Genomic DNA, 19,455 nt, shown 5'->3' on the forward strand with positions numbered 1-19,455 from the left:
GCGTTTCACACACGGCCTGTGATTTTTTGCCAGCGGGCGATGGCTGGTAAGCGATAGAGCCAGAGTGCCGAAGGCGACCGAGCCAGAGCGGTTATTGCAGATGCAAAACGCCGCTGTTTAAGGGCCTCGATTGAAAGGCTGAACGCGACGCCGCGCCGCAATGCCTTCCAGCGGCCGCGATAAGCCTTGCTCGAGGCGAGGGCAGGCCCGACCAATGTACGGACGTTGCATTCGGCAATGAACATGCGTTCGGCGTTTCCCGCCGACAGCCGATGCGAAATTGAACCTGCGTGCTTGCGGTAATGATACAACGGTTCGCACGTTATGGCATAACGACAGCCTGACGCAAGCAATCGGACAATTAGTTCGTCATCCTCACCAATCCGCAGCCCCTCGTTATATCGAGCCTTATGGGCTTCAATGACAGATTTCCGGATCATGGGTTTCATATATCCCGGGCTCGGTACAGGTCCGAAAAGATGCGATCGTTCGAAATACTCCTCGATGCCCATGATGTAGGCGGAACCCGAAGTACTTAAATGGTAAAGCGGATGGGGAGACACACACTCTCCAAAAACCAGCAGGTTATCGGCGACAAGATCTGCCTGGTGCAGTTCGGCAAGGTCAAGCAACGCCAAGCTGCGGCCCGGCGTCAGCAGGTCGTCGCTGTCCAGTACGGCGTACCATTGCCCGCGCATTTGGTCGATTGCCATGTTCCGCGCGCCGGCGGGACCGAGGTTATGTGTTGTCTGCAATAGCCGGACGCGGTCATCGTCGTGCGCCAGCTGCCGAGCATCCTCAATGCTGCCGTCTGTGCTGCCATCGTCCACGATCAGGACCTCAAGTGTTATGCCCTGCTGTGCGAGCGCTGATCTGACTGCTGAGATCAGATAGGGCCTGGAGTTGTAGCTCGCGACCACAAAACTGATCTGGGGAGCTGCTGAGCGGGAGGCGGACAAAATGGAAACTGACATTCTCCCGGCGAATCTGCATAGTGCATTCATGCGCAGACTATTCAGGAATCGGGCGCGGGTCACCACCCAAGCATCAAAAGGGCGGATTTACGCGATCGGGGATGTACACGGGCGATATGACTTGCTGCGCAACCTGATGGATCGTATCATCGGGCACTGGGAAGCTTCTGAAAAGGACTTTTCCAAGGTCAGTCTCGTATTTTTGGGAGACGTGATCGACCGCGGGCCCGATGTGGCCGATTGCCTAAAGCTTCTGCTGAACCTGGTTCGTCAGCCCGGTGTTGTCCTGTTACGGGGCAATCACGAAGATCTTCTGCTCAAATCATGTGAAGGCCATCCTGTCGCTCAACGTCTGTGGCTCGAGCACGGAGGTCGCTCAACGCTGGCAAGCTACGGTATAGCACCGCTTATGCAAGGCGAGGATAGCTTCGATTTCGGACAGCGAATTGCCGATGGTATCCCTCTCGAAATACTCGATATGATCAGGGCATCGCCGATAAGCTTTGCGAGCGAAGGCTATTTCTTCGTTCACGCCGGAGTGCGACCTGGGGTACCGTTCAAAAGCCAGGAAGAGCAGGACCTTCTGTTTATTCGCGACGAGTTCACCAGCTCCAGCGCTTGGCACGGTGCCGTTGTCGTGCACGGCCATTCGATTGTCGATGAAGTTGAATTTTATCCCAATCGGATTGCCATAGACACAGGTGCCTATCGCACCGGGCGCCTGTCTTGCCTGTGCGTTCAGGGCGAATTGCGCGAGGTGTTGACCACCTGAGGTCTCAGGTGACACCGCCATATAAGATTGTTGCAGTTTCGGTAGACGTTCCGAGGCATCTGCTCGTTGCTGCCTTGGACCAACGCGTGCAGTCCCAATAAGGTTGGCGCACCCGGTTCCGCAAAACCTGGACGAATACAAAATCGGGAGGCGCGACAACGATCGTATCAGCACCAAGGATTGGGGGCGCCTGTGCAGGGTCAAGCCAACCTACCACTCGGCATTCCGGGCGGCTTCCGCATAGATCGAGCGCGTCGAGCGCCCAGCGTCCCGGAGTTTGTCCCCGAAGTGGCAGCTGGAGCAGAGCAAAAGGAGGCTTGGAAGGATTGCCGGTGTTGCCGTCTGTTATTTGTGCCGCGCCGGTCTCTTGCGGATCGGCCGCTGCCAGATCCCCAACGGCAGCATTTATAACCTCCGAACCAGGCTCTTCGTCAGGCACATGCGCGGAAGACCAGGCGGCCAGCACCGGGACTGAGGGTTCACGGCCAAGGCCTCGTGCTGCGAACACCGTACGGCTACCCCAGAATCCGTCCCAACGGAAGAAAAGATGGGTACGCACCGCAGTGATCTTGACCAGGCTGGCGCTCCAATAGGGCACCACCCAGTCGGTGTGGTAATGCGTAGCAAGTCCGACACGCCGATCGATGTTTCCATCGAGCATCGCACTTGCCCGCAATTTTGCCGCAGAATAGGCCTGTGCTGAGGGACGCCACCGGATCATTGATCCATCGCAGGTGAAGCTGAACTGACAACCCGTCTGGCGTTCTGATCCCTGGAAGACCACGCCGCAGACGGATTTGGGAAAAGCGGGGTGACGGACGCGATTGAGGACCACCTGCATAACCGGCCACTGGTCGTCTGCTGTCCCGCCAGCTTCATAGATTGCAGCGATGGCCAGGCAACTGATGGCGCGTTCCCGATCAATCCCCGAAAGCGCTGAACGAAAGGGTCGAGGTAAAGAATGAGCTACCGTTGAAAACGGGCGAGAGGCGTTAATCTCCTGCGCTGTCTGGCGGGGCACCGGAAGGAACTCGTCTTCCGGTGCCACCGTGCCGGGCAGCCCCACCTGCGGCAAAGGCGGCTGCCCACGACCCGCCGTCTCAGAATGCGACCCAGGCTTGCCTGCAGCCGGACCACTCCAAGGAGATGCGTGCCAGCCAAAGTACATCACCAAGCCCAGCGCCCCGACGGTAAGGAAAGCGATGAGCCACCATAATTTAGCCAGTTTCAAGAACTTAAGTCCCTCACGCCAGTCACCTTCGGTATGGTTGCGCAGGCACGCCACAGTAGTCGCCCGATGGATGCTCACCTTGGCGTTTCGCAAATTTGCGCCATTCGTTGACGGCCCAAGTCGGTGTCATATACCCGTACGCAGGGTGTTCCTGAAGAGCTTTATGTCAGCTCGATGGTCTCAATGTGGGCCAGGAATATCTGCGCAGCTGTTTACGGGACATGGTGTCACACCGACATGTTATCTGTTTGTTTGCAAGGGCGCGCGGATTTTCAACGGCGGTATCGATAAGGGGCCACGAATTGATGCCCGCACATGACGGCAAATTGTCCTTCGCCATCGTATTTTCTGCCAGACGAGAGACGATGGCGGATGGACGGGCGCGATTGTTTGCTGAAGACACCCTCATTGGCGCTGTTCAGCTGATAACTGGGCACCCCCTGCGCAAGCGGCTCTGCAATGGGCTATTGGTGCATGCCGGGAGCAAGGCAAGCTTGTGCCACCTGCGTTAAGCACCTACAATCCCGATGATGCGGAAAATACTTGTTCTTTCGGGCAGTTTTGTCATCGTGGCTGGCGCTGTCGCAGCATGGTCCCTGACGCAAGCCGGGACCTCAAATCCATTGCCAGTTCGCGCTGTTGCTGATCGCCCGCAGCCTGTGGCTGGCCCGGATGCTTTCGGCAAAACTCCTTTGTTGGCTCCTCAATTCCGCACAGGGGACGCCTATCCTGAGCGACCGACAGTCGATCTCGTCAATACTGTGATCCGTCCTGGCGCCAGGGAGGCGCTCGCGGTCGTCGAGCTTTCCTCTTCTTCACCCACTACCGTAATCGCCTATGTCCGATGCCGTGCAGGCATCGGATCACGTCCTGTCAGGGACCGGACACAGGCGGTGATATTCCGGCCGGGAGATCCGCAGCGCGCGACAGTTGCCTGCCCGATCGAGTCGGCCAGGCCCGGGCAGTCTATCGTTTTCCGCCAGGCGTATGAGCCGGACGGCGGCAAGCGCGGCCAGGCGCAGGCTTCGGCAACCGTGAGTGACACGGACGCGCCGACGCCTCCGGTTACAGAGGGTTTCCGCGCGCCTTATGCCTTCGCTCCTTTGGGTCAGCTGGTTTACAATGCTGATGCCACGTCCATTCTGTTTGACGACAAGGGTGGGCCAGGCATCTGGTCCACTGCGCTGGCGCATGGCAGGTCGCAGCCAGCCAACCAGGAGACCGGATACTATGGCACGGTTGCCATGGGTGCGGTCGAAGCGAGCGACAACGCAATCCTGTTGCGGACCCGAAGACTCGAAAAGCCGGTTGATGCCAAGGATGGACGGCCCCCCTATCCGTTTCAGGCAGCAATCCTTTCTGCGCACAAGTCGCGCGATTTGGAGTTCGTTTACGGGTCGGTCGAATGGGATGTCAAAATGCCCGATCGCATAGGGACGTGGCCTGGTCTGTGGTTGCTTCCGCGGCACGGATGGCCTCCGGAGATCGATGTCTACGAAGGGTTCTCTCACAATCCTGAGTGGACGCTTTCGTCGAGCCTCTCGACGACGATCCATGGCGGCAGCCGGTCTAAGCGGGCATTCCGCCGCTCTGCCTTCCGCATGCAGATGGGCGACTTTGGCCTGGCCAACACATTGACGAGCGAGTATCACAAATTTCAGGTTACGGTCGATCCGGGTTGGATCACGATGTTTGTCGATGGGGTGGAAACCACACGCTATGCCAATCCATTCCCGGGCACGCAGTGGCACCCGCTGATGCAGGTCGCGGTCAAGGCACCGCCTGACAGTCCATATACCCAGGGCACCGGAGATATGGCGCTGCGATCCATCAGGATCTGGCGTTCGCAGTAAATGACAGCTGGTGGTGTTAGCCAGTAGCGAGCCCATATTGCGGTGGGGGGATCCGCGTAGCGGCACCAGCTCGCAGGAAGCCAAGGCCCCATGCCAAGTGCATGATCGCTGCAGCAAACCCGGCAAGAAAACGCCATCCCCCACCATCGCGGTACCCGACAAACAGTCCTACCAACAGGCATGCTGCCAACCAGAAAGCAGCTGGAAGGGCAAACAGCGGGTGGGCGATCGCCAGGGGCAACATCATTACCGCAACCGGCACTACCAGCGGCGCTACCTGCCTTACATGAGGACGCATCATGTGACGGCGCATGTTGCGCGCACGACCAACTCCGTACCTGAAATACTGCCGCCACAAAGCGATGGGCGTTGCCCTGGGAAAATAGACGATGCTGGCGTTCGGCTCGAGCCAGATCTTGCCACCTGTCCGTATCTGACGATAATCAAGTTCGGCATCCTCGTTGCACGGCATGGACTCGCAATAGCCCCCTAGCCGGCGGAACATCTGCAATTCCATGAGCGCATGATGGCCGTGGTCGACAAAGCGACCCTCACCGATGTGCCGGTGTGGCGAACCCCCTGTTCCTAATACGCTGTTCTGTGCCGCTGCGACTGCGAGCTGGAAACCCGATTTCCCCACGGTCTGCATCGGTACGACGACTGCGCTTGCGCTTGTCTTCTTTGCTGCTTCCAAGAGCAGCACGGCGTAATCGGGGGGGTACAGGCAATGCGCGTCGACCCGGAGCAACCATTGATGACCCTCGCCATGGATTTCGACCGCCAGATTGATGCCCGCGCTCTGAATCCGCTGAGGGTTGTGCAGCAATTTGATCCGCGGGTCGGCTTGTGCCAGCCGTTCCACTATTTCGCAGCTCCCATCAAGGCTTCCGCCGTCGGCAACCACGATAGTGCAAAGCGTTGATCCCACCAGCAACTGTTCAAGCAAGGCACCGATATGGCCAGCCTCGTTAAGGCACGGGATAACCGCAAGAACAGTCATTGGATTCCGGCTCCAGCAATGTCATGGACAAGAGCAACGCAATCACGGTCGTCAGCGACAAGCTCGTCGCGGGAGATCGACCTCAGCTGATTTTGCATTGCCGCGAGCTCCCCAATCGTCAAGTCCAGCAATCGATTTTCAGCGTGCTCCGGCTCGGAGACCAGCAGGCCAGCCCCTCTTGCCTCTAGCCAGCGCCCCACCTCGACATCTGCCAGTGCAATCGGGATGGCCCCGTGAGCGAGGGCTTCATAAAGTCGGTTGGGTAACAGCCAGCTGCTGTTCAATCCCTCCTCGAACCAGTCGATCGTCCAGGCGAAGTGACACTGTCCGTAAAGGTCTGGCAGCTCATCATAGCGATATGGCCCTGTAAATCGCATCCCCGCGACTGTCTCGACCTGAGTAGCAAGATCAGGCAATTCGGCGGGTGACGGCTTGCCGGCGATCAGCACTTCGATGCGTCCATTCGAGGACCGGACGAGTCGGGTTAAGAACTCCAGTGTCTTGCGGCACCTCAACATACCGAACCAGCCGATCTGCAAAGGCTCGCCGGGCGCAAGCGGTGCAAACTCGGGAACGAAGCCCTCGTTGATCAGCAACTTGTTCTCGACCAGACGGATCTTTGCTTGCAGGGGCCTCTTGCCAAAGTGATTGGAAACGAACGCAGGCGACGAGGTGAGCAGCAGGTCGACATAGGGGAGCAGTAAGGCCTCGACAGCCTGAACAGCACGGGATGCCGCACTGCTGCCCACCAAAGACCGGTGGATATCGAGACATTCATAGACGATCGGCCTTCCGCGAGCCACCCGGCGGGCGATCGCGAGTTGCTCCAGATTTCGCGCCATAATGACGTTGCAGCCTGCAAGATGCTGACTCAGCCCTCCACTGAACGCCACCGCTTTCAAAGTAAGCTTTGCGCGGTCAAGCAAGGCGGCATCCTGCGATATTCCCAGTATCAAAGGATCTCGCGCGGCAGGCCCGCCGGCAACAATCGTATCCCTGCAAAAGCCTGCTAGGGCCACCTTCGCACCTCCGCGAGACAGCATTGCGCACCTTCGCTCAACCGCTGGGTCATTAAGATTTTGAACGATGTAACCAATCTTCATAAATGCTCCTGAGCGGGGTCATTGACACTTATGCTGCATCGCGACAATACAGGTATATCGGCCTGACCATGGCAGTCTGATGACGTTGTTACAATCGGCGCTCGACGCCAGTTGTATATTCTCCACTGCTGAGTTGACGACATGCCCACAGAACGGCCAATTGCTGTAATCATCGCGGCATTCAACGCTCAGGAGACGATCGCCAAATCAGTCCGCAGTGCTCTGGATTGTCCAGAGGTCGGCGAGGTGGTGGTCGTGGACGACGCATCATCCGACCGCACTGCCTTTATGGCAGGAGTAGCCGGGGCAGGAGACTCCCGCTTCAAAGTTCTGGTCCAGGAATGCAACCGCGGACCCTCGGCCGCTCGAAACCGCGCGATCCGGGAAAGCAATTCGCCGATCATAGCCATGCTGGATGCAGACGACCTGTTTTTGCCCGGCCGTTTTGGGCCGCTTTTGGTGACCGATGACTGGGACCTGATCGCTGATAACATTGTCTTCTTTTCAAACTATCGTGAGATAGTGCCCTTTCAGACTACGAAATCTCAGGGCCCACACCCGGTGTGCACCCTTTCATTTGAAGATTTCGTTCTTGCAAATGTACCAAAGCGTGACGTGCGCCGCGGCGAACTCGGTTTCCTCAAGCCCCTCATACGAAGGTCGTTTTTGACAAGGCATCAGCTTTCATACCCAGAGGATTGCCGGCTTGGGGAAGATTTCATTCTGTATACCGAGGCACTCTCGCGCGATGGAAGATTCAAACTGGTATTGTCTGGAGGCTATGCTGGTTTGATCCGACCCAATTCTCTGAGCGCGCAGCATCAGGCCGAAGATCTTCGAGCGCTGTTGCGGCAGGAACGGAGGCTGCTCGAGAACCTGAATCTGACATCCCAGCAGAAGGCCGCGCTCTCGGTCCACGCGCGCAGTACGCAGCGGCGCCTGCGGTATCGAGAGGTTCTGCAGAAAAGACAGCGCAAGGGCATGCTGAGTGGCGGCTTTGCCGCCTTGAAGCAGCCGACCTCAATCCTCGACTGGTGGTACGACTATAGCTCCCCGGCCCAGCCGGCAGCATTTTCGACTCCTCGCATGCTTTTGTCGCCCCAAGACTTTGAACGCTACGCACAATGATCAACCTTGCGCACGAGCTTGCGCAGCCTGAAATCGAAACCGACGTGATCATTATCGGTGGTGGCGTTGCCGGTCTCGCGTTCGCTGACCGGTTGAGGCGAGATGCGGTGGTGATCGAAAGCGGAGGCGATGCGCCCGATCCCGAACGCGACCGCCTGTTTGCGATCGAGAGCGCTGGCATGCCGATGAACGTGCAGTCATTGCAACGCCGGTTGCTGGGAGGTTCGGGTGCGCTGTGGTCAGCGCGGTGTGCCGAACTGGATTCTATCGACTTTGATGCACGTGAAGGACTGCCGCATAGTGGCTGGCCAATAACTCTCAGCGACTTGCGCCTCTATTTCGATGCAGTGGCGACGGACTGGAGGCTGCCTCTGGCTGCCAGCAAGAGCGCGCTCGACACTCCGCGGATGCGCAAGATGTTTGACACAGCACCTGGGCTGTCGTTGCAGCTATGGAACTACGCCTTCGAACGACGCGAAACCCCGCTCAATCTGGGGCGCCATTACCGACGAGTATTTGACCGCCCAGGCAAGCGATTACTGATGCAGGCTGATGCGACCGGGATGGAAACGGACGGGCGGCAGGTGATCGCAGTGCACGTTCGCGATCGCAGTGGAAAAGTGATCCGGATCAAGGGACGTCATATCGTCCTTGCAGGTGGTTGCGTCGAAAATAGCCGTTTCCTACTGGAGCACCAAGCTCGCGGTATCCAACTATGCGCTGAAGTTCACCGTTGGCTGGGGAGGGGTTTTCATCAGCACCTTGTGGTCAACTCTGGCTCGGTTGTTGCGCAAAACGGGACCGGAGCCAGATTGCAGCATGTCTTCAATCGAAAGCGCCGCAGGCCCGCCATTTCATATGAGGTGGGCGTTCGCCCGTCCGATGCCTTGCTCATCCAGGAGAGCCTACCCAATTGTTCGGCAAAATTCCTGTACCAGCGCACAGGTGGCGTTACAGCTAGCTCAGTTCCGTCGTTGGCCATCAACTGGCTGCGAGGCAGGGAGCCGATTCTCCAACGCCCCAGAATCCTTGTCGAGATAATGGCTGAACAGCAAATCAACCCTGACAGCAGCATTGCTTTGGCCCCCGACGTTGACGGGAGTGGTCGGCTGGGGGCGCGTGTGAACTGGAAGGTCGGCGACGCTGAAAAGCAAAGTGTAGTGCGACTGACCAATTTGCTGGCTGGTTTTCTCAAAAAAAATGGGCTGGGAGAACTCGCTGAGATAAGCAGTCACGATCAGGTCGATTTTATGCCCATGCGCGACAGTCTGCACCATATGGGCGGAACCCGCATGAGCGACGGGCCGCGTTATGGTGTGGTGGACCGAAATCTCCTCGTTCATGGCACGACGAATGTCACGGTTCTTGGAGGATCCGTTTTCCCGACAGGTGGACACGCCAACCCTACCCTTACCATCGCAGCACTGGCTTTGAGAGCTGCTGACCACCTTGATGGGCAGGTTAATGTCAGATTGGCGGGGTAAGAGCCTCTACTTGAGCTGGACTGATATAGCGAGGTTCGGTAGCTTCGGTAACGAGCTGCGAGCCCAACCCTGCTGCTCTTCGGGTCAATCGGGAATGGATGAGCGGCAATCCGTAGCGCAGGCCAGCGCGCTGCCCAAGAATAGCCATAGCCTGGCGTCGGCCGTCCGAGCTTTGACCGCGCAACTGCCACATCATCCCGTCCGCCAGCGCCAACGCCAGCGCGCGCCCGGCGACCGAACTTTTTCGCATCCGCTCCAACCGGTCAAGTGAATCGGATGTCAGCAAACCTTCAAACCCGTGCTTGCCCTGCACTGTGCGATTGCAGATTGCGGTCTCAACCGGTGTCAGGCCGATGTTGGGCGCAACGACCACCGCAGCTGCAAAATCTTTGAAGGCCGCCTCCCACAGACCGTGCCGGCCCATGATGCAGCCGCGTTGCAGCAATGCTGCTCGCCGCACCAGGCGGGGGTCGTTGGCAGCCACCAGACTTTCAAAGAAATCGATATCCACTTTGTCATAAAGCTTTTGAAAGATGGCACGATCGAAAGCTTCCCATATTTGTGCCGAGGCGCCAGCTGCATGCACTATGCTTTGGGGGCCCCTGGCGCCGTCATGCTTTCTTTGCTCGAAAATCAGACGATCATGAAACATGACAGGGGATTGCATGGCCAGCCGAACGAACATTTCATAATCCTGGGAACGCAACATCGCAGGATCAAATGGTCCAGCGCGCACATAAGCTGCGCGCGTGACCAGCGCTGCATTGTGCATCACGAAGGAATCTTCGAGTATATGGCGTGCGAGCGAGCCTGAGCTCAGGTCCGGCCAGTAACCAACACCCATGTCCACCTTGCTGCCGCCGTCCATTCGGAATCGGGTGTAACGACCGAAAATCATTTCAGCCGATCCGTTCTCGAGTAGCGTGAACAGCTCGTCAACGGCGCCGGGCAGTAGCAGGTCATCGTCATCACAGATCCATACATATTGCCCACCGGTCATTTCCATCGCGCGATTTAGAGCAACGGATTTGCCTGCGTTGGTCTGTCGGATGTAGCGCAGCGGGATGCTCATCGCGTTCACCACTTCAGCGGTATTATCCGTCGATCCGTCGTCGACGATCACAAGTTCGTCATTCTGGTCCATCTGTCCGGCGATCGAGAAAATCGACTCGGCAATGTAGGCCGCCCGGTTGAAAGTCGGCATGATGAAAGAAATCCGAGTCATGCTATGGGTGTTCCTGTCATCGGGGCCAATTCACGGTACCGGTCCGAAATGGGCAAACATTGCCCGCAGCTGCCGGTCATTGCCATTCCCAAGCAGATTCTCGGAAAACAGCGCCACCTTCTGGGTTCTCGGCCATTCAATGATGTCGAACCATAGGTTCGCGCGACGCTGATTTGTGCCGGCCAGCCGTGCCATCCAGAAAAACCATATGTCATCACCTCTGGGCGCGAGCTCAAGGAAAAGGGACCGGTCCATCACCTGGGGAGAAAACGCGCCAGGGGGATATAGGACTCCACCGACGCCGGTGGGGAACAATCGGGTATCTGAAGTGCCCGCAACAAACCTGTCACTTGCCAGTTGCCAGTCTTGATATGGAACAAACTTTCCAAGCGCGTCGATTTGAGCTTCATGCACCCGGCCCGCTATCACTTCCCCCCCGTGCGCGCGGGCGCCATCGACCAGTGCCTGAAGCCAGGTCTCGGGATAATAGACATCGTCGTCTGCGGTGACAAAATAGCGATCCGGATCCTCTTCGAGCGCAGGGATCAGCTTCTTGTAGCTTTGCAGGTCATCGCAGCCCTTGATGGTCAGGCCGTGAGCTTCGAGTTTCCTGACGTCTGCTGGCAAGCTCGCAAGGTCCTGATGGGCGACCCATAAAATGGTCTGATCAGCCGCAACTGTCTGATCTAGAAGGCTGCGTATTGTTTTGGCAAGGTGCGCAAAGCGCGGCGGATAGGATGTGAGGGTAACTACGAGAGGTGCATCGAGGTCATGGCGTTGTTTGGACGACAGTCGGGGAAACTGCCGGACAGATGTCAATGCACGCCATGTCTGGCGCTGTTTACGCACGGCCCTCTTCAGCATTCGAAGGCGGTACGCGCCAGGTATACGCAGTGGACTTATCATCAATTGCGCCCGGATTTCCGAGACACTGTGCGGAAACCGAGATTGTCGAACCAATGCGCCAATCTCCCTGCAGTCAGGCGCGCCAGCAGGACAGGATTACGGAAGGACCGGTAAAGCGGTTGATCGATGATCCTGTCTGCTGCCGACGGGTTCATGACGGGTAGCCAGCGAATTCCGCGCCGAAGCTGACGAAGCAGGAATGGCGTATGCCTCTCGACATAGCGTTCGGACATCCAGAACCCTTTGCGGGTCGTCTCTACCAAGGGCTGATTTTCGTAATCAAACTCGATGAGGTACTCGTGGGTTACCTGATCTGCCAGGCATCGCAGTCCGGGATCAAGGCTTGTCCTCCAAGCGAAGAGGCGATCCTTGTTCAGCCCACCTGAAACCGGCTTCTTCCATGTTTCTGCCGCGCTCGATACGTCTGCCGCAGCTGCACCAAATTCGATCATCGCCGGGTCAAACGGGATCCCGGTCAGGGTGCAAAGCCTCCCCAACTCGCCTGAAGGGTCGACGACGAGGTTTTCATAGCGAACCGTAGCACATTTGCTGTCAGCTTTCATGAAAGCCTCTGCGGCATCCTGCCACCTGCGCCAAAGATAGATATTGGCCGCAAAAGAATTGCTGAAAGTCGGTAGGTTGCAGGCAGACAGCGCTGCATCGCGAGGGTCGCGCATGATGCGGATAATCCAGGCATCGGGCCAGAGGGTCCGGATCTGGTAAAGATTTAAGAGATGGTTGGGTGTTTTCTCGATCCAGCCTGCCTTTCCCCGTTTTTGAGCAAAGGGAACGGTCAGCGATTCGAGCATTGCCGCGACAGACGGTGAGCGTTCTTTCAAAAAATCGTAGGTTGCCTGCTCGCTAGAACCGAAAAGTGTTACAACCGGCTGTCCGGCAAGTTCCAGGCTCATGAGTGAAGCAACCGCAGCCCGAGGCCAAGCGGGATCCTCGATACACAGCGCCAGTCGCTGAGGGTTCAGTTTGCTGAAAAACTGCGTTTCGGGGCCTGCAGCATAGAGCCTGTGCGAGCCAAACATCGCCGCCAGCATCGTTGTGCCTGAACGCGCGGCTCCCACGATGAAGAGCGGTTGCCTGTCAGTTGTCATGACCCATCCGACTCCAGTAGATATAAATTCGCAACTTTTTGCTCATTTCTGTTTTCCTGCCGCATCTGCAATATTGGTCAAGGCGCTGCCGATCTCGCGATGTGTATCAGAGACGCACAAAACGCGGCGCGCCCCAAAATCCCGTATACGCTGTCAACCTTCAACGGTATGGCGATCCATGCATTGCAGCAAAACGAGATAATTTCCAGTTATGCAAGGAGTACGGAACCGTTTGGTAAAGGGGGCGGCCATGCTCGGTGGGGCAAGGGTGATCGTCAATCTGACTGCATTTGCCAGCACCCTGGTTCTCGCACGGCTCCTCACCCCCCAGGATTTCGGCCTTGTTGCACTTGTCATCGCAGTGTCTGCAATCGTTGCTGCCATTACCGACATGTCTTTGAATCAGGCATTGATCCAGCTGGAATCGCCCAGTGAGAGCAGCTATCATACTGCATTCACGCTAAATTTGCTGCGATCTATCGGGCTTGCTCTGCTTATGTTGGCATTGGGTTATCCCATGGCGCTGATTTATCATGACGATCGGCTTGTAGCCCTTATGGCCGTCGTTGCCGTGATTACAGCGACCGCTGCCCTCGACAATCCCAAGCTCGTTGTGTTTCAGAGAAATCTGCAGTTCAAGCAGGCTTTTGCAATCACGGTCACCGAGCGGATGGTTGCCTCACTTGTGGCAGTCGGTCTCGCGGTACTATACCGAAGCTACTGGGCCCTTGTGCTCGGAACGCTGGCTGCAGCGGTGATCCGGGTCGCTTTGTCATACGCATTCATTCCTTACCGGCCCCGGCTTTCACTCACCCACTGGCGACAGTTTTTGGCTTTCTCGATCTGGTTGTCGCTGGGCAAAATGGTTCAGGCTGCCAACCTCAGGGCAATTCCCCTCGTGGTTGGTGCCTTTCTGCCTGCTGGTGCTGTGGGCCAGTATTCAGTAGGTGAGCGGGTGGCCGCTATGCCGATCCGGGAGAGCATTGGTACCCTGCAGAGCGTCCTGTTCCCGGCTTATGCACGCATGCGTGACGATGTTGAGCGTCTGCAGCGCGCTTACCTGCGAGCCCAAGGCTCCGTAAGTCTTTTTGCTTCTCCGACAGGGTTGGGCCTTGCTGCAATTGCCGCACCGCTTGTGCCAGCCGTGCTCGGCGCAAAATGGATTCCGGCTGTTCCAATTGTTCAAGCGGTTGCTGTCGCAAGCGCGGTAATGGCGATCCAGAATGCGTTACCCCTTGCGATGGCTCTGGGCCAGCAGCGAGCACTGTTCATGCGGAACGTGCGGGTTTTTGCCATTCAATTACCGATGCTCATAGCGGGCTTGGTTCTTGGCCGTTTGTCGCCGCTGGGTGGACTGGGCGGCCTTGCTGTTGGCTTGAGCACGGCAGCTATCGTTAATACATCAATAAACCTCTGGCTGGTGAGGTCGATTTCCGGCATTGGCATACGCGCTCAGATAGGTGCAGTAGTCCGACCTATGCTCGCTGCGATAGCAATGGCTGCTTCACTCATGGTTGCCCAGGAATTTTTGATCAGCGGCCAGCATCCCGTCACCGGACTTTGGCTCTGTGTGATCTTGGTCGGGGCAGGGGCGGTGATATATGCGGTTCTGCTGGGGCTTTTAAATCTTGTGTGGCGAAATCATGATGGTGCTGAGGCTGAGCTTTTCAATATCATCAGACGCGTGATTTCTTCCATTCGATCCAAAGGTCCATCAGCGCATTGAAGGCATAAATGTAATTTAGAAAAGTCGTATACAGAGACTAATTATTGGTCGCCGACGTAAATAGATTTAATGGAATTCCTGACATGGAAAGCTTGCCTAAAACCAAAAATCCCGATGAACGCATGGACGATGAGGACGAGACCAGCTCTCCACGGGATTCGAAGGCTATCCCATTATTACCGGATCCCGGACTTTTGTGGCAGGTGTTTCGGCGCAACGCCCTACTTTTCTTTGCCGTGGTTGCGACGATCGTTGCGCTGGTTGCGATGTTTCTGGCTTTACAGGTCCCGACTTACACCACCAATGCCAGCATTTTGATTGAGAAGACCGTCGATCCGGTGCGGACGGGCCAGCCAGTGTTGAGCCGCGATACTGTGGAAGCTGACGAAATCGACACGGAAATCCGGCTGATTCAATCTCCCCTTGTCACACAGCGGGCAGCTGAGCTTTATGTCGAACGGTTTGCTTCCCCAGATGGCGACAGGTTCACCGAAGCAGAAACCGAAGATGTAGCATCTCGCATAAGGCGCAGTATCGCAGTCTTCCGCTCGGGTCAGACACGGCTGATCGACATAATCGGTCAGAGCGAGGAGCCTGCCTTTGCTGCAGCTGCCTCAAATCTTGTGGCCGAGGCGTACCTTCAAAGCCAGGTAGATGCAAAGACTGCCCGAAGCACTTCTTCCTCAGCCTTCATAAACGCGCGCCTAGCCGAGCTCGAGCGAAAAGCGCTCGAAACGCAGGCAGCACTGGATAACTATCGATCGGCTCGTGGATTGGTGAGTGCGAATGGTTCAACAAATGCTGAGCAGGAAGTCTCGACGTTGAACCAGCAGTTGGCCGAGGCGCGCGCAAATCTGGCCGAGCGGCAGGGTCGTTATAATGCGGCGCGAGCACAGCTTACACGGGGTAGTGGCGGCGCCGATGTCGGCGCGGCACTGGGGTCTGGCACTATCGGCAGTCTGCGTCAGCAGGAGGCAACAGTTAGTGCCCAACTGGCGGTTCTTCGTGAGCGCTACGGCCCACTTCACCCGGAGCGCAGGCAGGCTGAAGAAGAGATTCGCGATATCCGCGAGAGAATTCAGGATGAAATCAACCGTGTCCTGTCCAATCTTCAAGCCGAAGTCCAGACCGCCCAGTCTCGGGTGTCGTCGCTTGAGGGAAGTCGCGGCGGTGCGCTTGGGTCGTTGCGTACGAACAGCCGTGCGCAGGCTGGGCTGAGCGAGCTCGAGCAAAAGGCCGAAGCAGCGCAAGCGATCTATCGCGCGTTTCTTGAGCGCTCGCAGGAAAGTGGAGCATTGCGCGACAGTGCTATGCCCGATGCAGTGATTTCTGCTCGTGCCCTCGTCCCTGAGGCCCCGAGCAGCCCTCGATACATCTTGATATCCGTGCTCGGCATTATTCTGGCATTCGGGTCAGGTTTCTTCGCAATCATGATTGCTGAATACCTGCGCCGCGGAGTGCAGACCAAGCGCGATGTCGAGCGGCGGCTGCATTTGCGCTATGCCGGAGCCATTCCGTCACTTCAATCGACCATCAAGGGCCGGAAACCCACGGAGCTACCGCACGATTATGTTCTGAACCATCCGCATTCCCTGTTTGCCGAAGCATTCCGATCTATCCGTACTTTCCTGACACTATCTCCCGGGACCCGCCCACGTGCGATAGCAATAACATCAGCACTTCCGGGCGAAGGCAAAACAACGACATCGGTATGCCTTGCGCGAACCACAGCCGCCGAAGGATCAAAAGTTTTGCTGGTCGATGCAGATTTTCGCCGACGTGGATCCAGCATTCTCCTCGATTATGAAAGTCCGAATGATATCTACGATTTGCTGGATGGAACAGCCAAACTCGATTCCTGCATTTTTGTGGACCCGCTGTCCCAGCTGCATGTTCTTGGAAGCAACAAGGTTCCGGATAAGGTCCGCAGTCCGATCACTCAGGCCCGGATCGAAGCTTTCTATGCAGAGCTCCGAGAGGTGTACGAAGTGATTATTGTTGATACTGCACCCATTCTCGGCGTAGCGGAGGGCCGGATACTGGCCAGTGCAGCTGACCGGGTATTGCTGATAACCCATTGGCGCAAAACATCGGTTCGGGCGGTCGAAGCCGCCGTTTCCATGCTGATTGACGCTAAGGCCAAGGTAACCGGGCTTGCGTTGACTCAGGTCAACATCAAGAAGTACGCCAGCACCGGCGATGGAGATGTGTATGCCTACACCAAAAAGTTTCGCGGGTATTACCAGAATTAAAGGCTGTCACCGATCCTGGAGTGGTGGCTGCTGGTCCGCCCGAGCAATTCTTCCGGCACACAGAATGGCTGCTGCGGGGCTCGCCGCTGTCGCGTTGGGCTGGGGGGGCGGAGCTTCGGCCCAGGAACTCGATCCGTTCGGATCTATTGTGGACAGAGCGAGGCCGGGCAACGCGGCGCCGCCCATCAACTGGGGTGGGTTTGAAGTGACTCCCCGCATTGGTGCGGAGGTCGAAGCCATTGACAATGTCTTTGCCTCAGAACAGCTAAATGTCAGCGATGTCACGGTTGCAATCAATCCAAGCGTGTTGATCGCGCAACGACGCAGCGACAGGTTTTTCAGTCTTGATGTCTCCACCGGATTTGTGAAGTTCCTGGACGAAACGGTCGATGATCGCTTCAGGGCCCAGATCCGAGGGCAGGCGCGTTTGGGTCTGGGAACACGGACACGGCCTTTTTTCGGATTTGAGTTTCGCCAGAACGATGCACGCAACGCGGCGCGCGTAAGTCTCAGCAATATCGAGCAGCCGCTCAAGTTGACCTCATACGGTGGCAACCTCGGAGTGGAGCAGGAATTTGGCCCATTCACTGCAACGGCTGAGGGGCGTTTCAGACGCACAACATTCGACGGCGTTTTCGTGGCAGGGCAAACACAAGTCGATGCTGGATTCAGGGATTTTGATTTGCTCGCTGGTCGAGCCAGGCTGTCCTATTCGGTCAATCCGGCGCAACGATTCTATGTCGAGGCAAACTTCGATCGCCGCGATTTTTCGACATCACCACTCAACGCCCCTGCTTTGCCGGTGTTGCAGGGTAATCGGTCATCAGAATCAGTGGCTATACGTGTCGGCTATGCGCGTCAGCTGACTGAGCTTTTACTACTGGACGTCAACGTAGGCTATTTGAAGCAGGAGTTCGACGATCCCCGTTTTTCGGGCCCTTCAGCCTATTCATTTGATGGACGGCTGTCCTACAGCCCAAGCCAGCTCACCCGTTTTCAGCTTCGCGCCTCGCGGACCGTCGACGACACCGTCAACCCCCTGTTTACAGGTTTGTTGCGAACCGAGTTCTCATTCGGCGTTGAACATGAACTCCGCCGAGATTTAGTTCTGTCGAGCGAGGCAAGGTATGTAAAGCTGGACTCCGGAGACAATACCGCCGATGGCAGTGAATACTGGCTGACCGGCACTGCGCGCTACTATTTCACGCGGAATATCCTTTTGCGGCTCCAGGCTGAGTACTTTCGTAGAGATGGTGTGTTTGCAGGTGATCAGACCCGCGGCCTGATCGGGGTGGCCTACGTATTCTAGGTAGGGATCCAGCAGGCGTTGCATCGGCTTTCAAAGTGATAGAGAGCATCGACGTATGCGTGCGGGAGAGCAATAACAAGTGATGCTTCGACGGCATGCTGACGTCTATCGTTTGCCTGTAGAGATCATGTACGCGTCCTCCCGGTTTCTTCAAAAGTCAGTCTCATTATGCCGCGGGGTAATGGTTCCTTATAATCACTATGGTATTGGTAGTGGTAGTGGAATATAATGAATTTCCTTCAACCGCATCTGGAAAATAAATTAATGAACAAATTCTAAAACTTAAAAAATTAAGAAAAATTAATGTCAAATTTATTTGTGTCTAAAATTATTATAAAATTAATGGTCTGTAGGTAAATCTCTACGGTATTTATGGATTGATTTATCGTTGCCACATATCATTTAAATGGCTGGTGGGTTCGAAATTGATATTTAGACGATTTTACATATTCGGCGAATCAATTTTCATTTAGTGAATATTTTGTACGGCGCTACGAGCTTATACTTTGGCCTAAATTACCCGAATACGCCTCATGATATTAGGCTTTAGATGTGTGAGCGTCCCGGAACCGGACATCGCCGCCTGTGCGGTGTTTCCAGTCGCCTGCGTCCTTTACGAATCGGGAAGTTTGATATACCCATGCTGCACTGCAATATGCCGAGGAGGCTTCTTTGCTTTATCAGCCTGTCAACCGCGCAAAGTACAAGCCTCCGCGCATTATTCGCGAAGGGCGATTTATCTCTACAGATCCTATTGAAATGAGGATCATCGACTTTGCGGGAGCGCTCGCGCTGCTGATCGTTTTCATGCCCGCCATGGTTTTGATTGCCTTAACAATCTTGATTACCGGCCGGGGCCAATCGGTTTTTTTTGCACAGCAGCGTATCGGCCGAAACGGCGAGATGTTCAACTGCTACAAGTTCCGAACCATGGCGGTCGATGCAGAATCGAGACTGGCAGAGGTGCTTGCCCGGGATCCTGCGGCCCGGGCCGAATGGCTGCGCGATCACAAGCTTCGCGACGACCCGCGAATCGTGGGCATTGGCGGTTTTCTGCGAAAGAGCAGTCTCGATGAGCTTCCCCAGCTATGGAACGTGATAAAGGGCGATATGAGCCTCGTCGGGCCGCGCCCGATCGTAAAAGAGGAAGGTCAGCGCTACGGGCGATACTTGGCATATTACTGCCTCGTGAAGCCAGGAATCACCGGCCTCTGGCAGATCAATGGCCGAAATGACGTGAGCTATCGACGCCGCGTGGCCTTCGACGTCATCTACGCGAGGAAGTGCACCACGGGCGATAATGTGCGAATCCTAATTCTCACTGTGCCTGCTGTTCTGATGGGCCGAGGATCATATTGAGCCCTTGGCGCCACCTCCGGGACAAAG

The 19,455-nt window shown here is 56.4% G+C and carries 15 protein-coding genes; 8 read left to right on the forward strand and 7 right to left on the reverse strand.

Going from position 1 to position 19,455, the window contains the following annotated elements:
* Nucleotides 1-5: 5 nt before the first annotated feature.
* Complete coding sequence (locus IEW00_RS16925; RefSeq protein ID WP_188515611.1) at nucleotides 6-974, reverse strand: glycosyltransferase family 2 protein; 969 nt, start codon at nucleotides 972-974, stop codon at nucleotides 6-8.
* Between IEW00_RS16925 and IEW00_RS16930 the strand changes: the two genes are divergently transcribed.
* Nucleotides 961-1,746, forward strand: a complete 786-nt coding sequence (locus IEW00_RS16930) for a metallophosphoesterase family protein (protein ID WP_188515612.1) — start codon at nucleotides 961-963, stop codon at nucleotides 1,744-1,746. The genes IEW00_RS16925 and IEW00_RS16930 overlap by 14 nt on opposite strands.
* Nucleotides 1,747-1,750: 4 nt before the next feature.
* On the opposite strand, the gene IEW00_RS16935 is transcribed toward IEW00_RS16930, so the two are convergent.
* The gene (locus IEW00_RS16935; RefSeq protein ID WP_188515613.1) at nucleotides 1,751-2,977 is read right to left on the reverse strand and encodes a cell wall hydrolase; all 1,227 of its coding nucleotides are present in this window, start codon (nucleotides 2,975-2,977) and stop codon (nucleotides 1,751-1,753) included.
* Nucleotides 2,978-4,011: 1,034 nt separating this feature from the next.
* On the opposite strand from IEW00_RS16935, the gene IEW00_RS17560 reads away from it, so the two are divergent.
* Entirely contained in the window at nucleotides 4,012-4,830 is an 819-nt protein-coding gene (locus IEW00_RS17560; protein ID WP_229737113.1) for a glycoside hydrolase family 16 protein, read from the forward strand.
* 16 nt (nucleotides 4,831-4,846) lie between these two features.
* Here IEW00_RS17560 and IEW00_RS16945 read toward each other — a convergent pair whose 3' ends face one another.
* A complete protein-coding gene (locus tag IEW00_RS16945; protein ID WP_188515615.1) occupies nucleotides 4,847-5,830 on the reverse strand; it encodes a glycosyltransferase family 2 protein in 984 nt (327 codons plus the stop codon).
* Nucleotides 5,827-6,933, reverse strand: coding sequence for a glycosyltransferase family protein (locus IEW00_RS16950; protein ID WP_188515616.1), 1,107 nt, complete (start codon nucleotides 6,931-6,933; stop codon nucleotides 5,827-5,829). The genes IEW00_RS16945 and IEW00_RS16950 overlap by 4 nt, the downstream gene beginning before the upstream one ends.
* A gap of 141 nt (nucleotides 6,934-7,074) precedes the next feature.
* On the opposite strand from IEW00_RS16950, the gene IEW00_RS16955 reads away from it, so the two are divergent.
* Nucleotides 7,075-8,061, forward strand: a complete 987-nt coding sequence (locus IEW00_RS16955; protein WP_188515617.1) for a glycosyltransferase family 2 protein — start codon at nucleotides 7,075-7,077, stop codon at nucleotides 8,059-8,061.
* Entirely contained in the window at nucleotides 8,058-9,545 is a 1,488-nt protein-coding gene (locus IEW00_RS16960; RefSeq protein ID WP_188515618.1) for an FAD-dependent oxidoreductase, read from the forward strand. The genes IEW00_RS16955 and IEW00_RS16960 overlap by 4 nt, the downstream gene beginning before the upstream one ends.
* Here the strand turns inward: IEW00_RS16960 and IEW00_RS16965 are convergent.
* The 3 genes from IEW00_RS16965 to IEW00_RS16975 are packed head-to-tail and all read right to left on the reverse strand — an operon-like array spanning nucleotide 9,529 to nucleotide 12,782.
* Entirely contained in the window at nucleotides 9,529-10,770 is a 1,242-nt protein-coding gene (locus IEW00_RS16965) for a glycosyltransferase family 2 protein (RefSeq protein ID WP_188515619.1), read from the reverse strand. The two genes, IEW00_RS16960 and IEW00_RS16965, sit on opposite strands and share 17 nt — an antisense overlap.
* 30 nt (nucleotides 10,771-10,800) lie before the next feature.
* Nucleotides 10,801-11,634 carry a hypothetical protein gene (locus tag IEW00_RS16970; protein ID WP_229737114.1) on the reverse strand — a complete coding sequence of 278 codons (834 nt, stop codon included), beginning with the start codon at nucleotides 11,632-11,634 and terminating at the stop codon, nucleotides 10,801-10,803.
* Between the two features lie 41 nt (nucleotides 11,635-11,675).
* The gene (locus tag IEW00_RS16975; RefSeq protein WP_188515621.1) at nucleotides 11,676-12,782 is read right to left on the reverse strand and encodes a sulfotransferase family protein; all 1,107 of its coding nucleotides are present in this window, start codon (nucleotides 12,780-12,782) and stop codon (nucleotides 11,676-11,678) included.
* A gap of 211 nt (nucleotides 12,783-12,993) precedes the next feature.
* Here IEW00_RS16975 and IEW00_RS16980 point away from each other — a divergent pair, with 211 nt between their 5' ends.
* The 4 genes from IEW00_RS16980 (at nucleotide 12,994) to IEW00_RS16995 (ending at nucleotide 19,428) form a co-directional block, all read left to right on the forward strand.
* Complete coding sequence (locus IEW00_RS16980; RefSeq protein ID WP_268235848.1) at nucleotides 12,994-14,508, forward strand: lipopolysaccharide biosynthesis protein; 1,515 nt, start codon at nucleotides 12,994-12,996, stop codon at nucleotides 14,506-14,508.
* Between the two features lie 83 nt (nucleotides 14,509-14,591).
* Complete coding sequence (locus IEW00_RS16985) at nucleotides 14,592-16,760, forward strand: GumC family protein (protein ID WP_188515623.1); 2,169 nt, start codon at nucleotides 14,592-14,594, stop codon at nucleotides 16,758-16,760.
* A gap of 64 nt (nucleotides 16,761-16,824) precedes the next feature.
* A complete protein-coding gene (locus tag IEW00_RS16990; protein WP_188515624.1) occupies nucleotides 16,825-18,069 on the forward strand; it encodes an outer membrane beta-barrel protein in 1,245 nt (414 codons plus the stop codon).
* Nucleotides 18,070-18,741: 672 nt separating this feature from the next.
* Complete coding sequence (locus IEW00_RS16995; protein ID WP_229737115.1) at nucleotides 18,742-19,428, forward strand: sugar transferase; 687 nt, start codon at nucleotides 18,742-18,744, stop codon at nucleotides 19,426-19,428.
* The last annotated feature ends 27 nt before the right edge of the window (nucleotides 19,429-19,455 follow it).

It is taken from the genome of Blastomonas aquatica (assembly GCF_014639875.1).
GTDB classification, from domain to species: Bacteria; Pseudomonadota; Alphaproteobacteria; order Sphingomonadales; family Sphingomonadaceae; genus Blastomonas; species Blastomonas aquatica.

Excerpts from the sequence above, each read along its gene's own strand:
- IEW00_RS16960 (WP_188515618.1), top strand. The coding sequence starts at position 8,058 with ATGATCAACCTTGCGCACGAGCTTGCGCAGCCTGAAATCGAAACCGAC.
- IEW00_RS16965 (WP_188515619.1), bottom strand. The coding sequence starts at position 10,770 with ATGACTCGGATTTCTTTCATCATGCCGACTTTCAACCGGGCGGCCTAC.
- IEW00_RS16990 (WP_188515624.1), top strand. The coding sequence starts at position 16,825 with ATGGCTGCTGCGGGGCTCGCCGCTGTCGCGTTGGGCTGGGGGGGCGGA.
- IEW00_RS16970 (WP_229737114.1), bottom strand. The coding sequence starts at position 11,634 with ATGCTGAAGAGGGCCGTGCGTAAACAGCGCCAGACATGGCGTGCATTG.
- IEW00_RS16950 (WP_188515616.1), bottom strand. The coding sequence starts at position 6,933 with ATGAAGATTGGTTACATCGTTCAAAATCTTAATGACCCAGCGGTTGAG.
- IEW00_RS16945 (WP_188515615.1), bottom strand. The coding sequence starts at position 5,830 with ATGACTGTTCTTGCGGTTATCCCGTGCCTTAACGAGGCTGGCCATATC.
- IEW00_RS16930 (WP_188515612.1), top strand. The coding sequence starts at position 961 with ATGGAAACTGACATTCTCCCGGCGAATCTGCATAGTGCATTCATGCGC.
- IEW00_RS16985 (WP_188515623.1), top strand. The coding sequence starts at position 14,592 with ATGGAAAGCTTGCCTAAAACCAAAAATCCCGATGAACGCATGGACGAT.
- IEW00_RS16925 (WP_188515611.1), bottom strand. The coding sequence starts at position 974 with ATGTCAGTTTCCATTTTGTCCGCCTCCCGCTCAGCAGCTCCCCAGATC.
- IEW00_RS16955 (WP_188515617.1), top strand. The coding sequence starts at position 7,075 with ATGCCCACAGAACGGCCAATTGCTGTAATCATCGCGGCATTCAACGCT.
- IEW00_RS16980 (WP_268235848.1), top strand. The coding sequence starts at position 12,994 with ATGCAAGGAGTACGGAACCGTTTGGTAAAGGGGGCGGCCATGCTCGGT.
- IEW00_RS16975 (WP_188515621.1), bottom strand. The coding sequence starts at position 12,782 with ATGACAACTGACAGGCAACCGCTCTTCATCGTGGGAGCCGCGCGTTCA.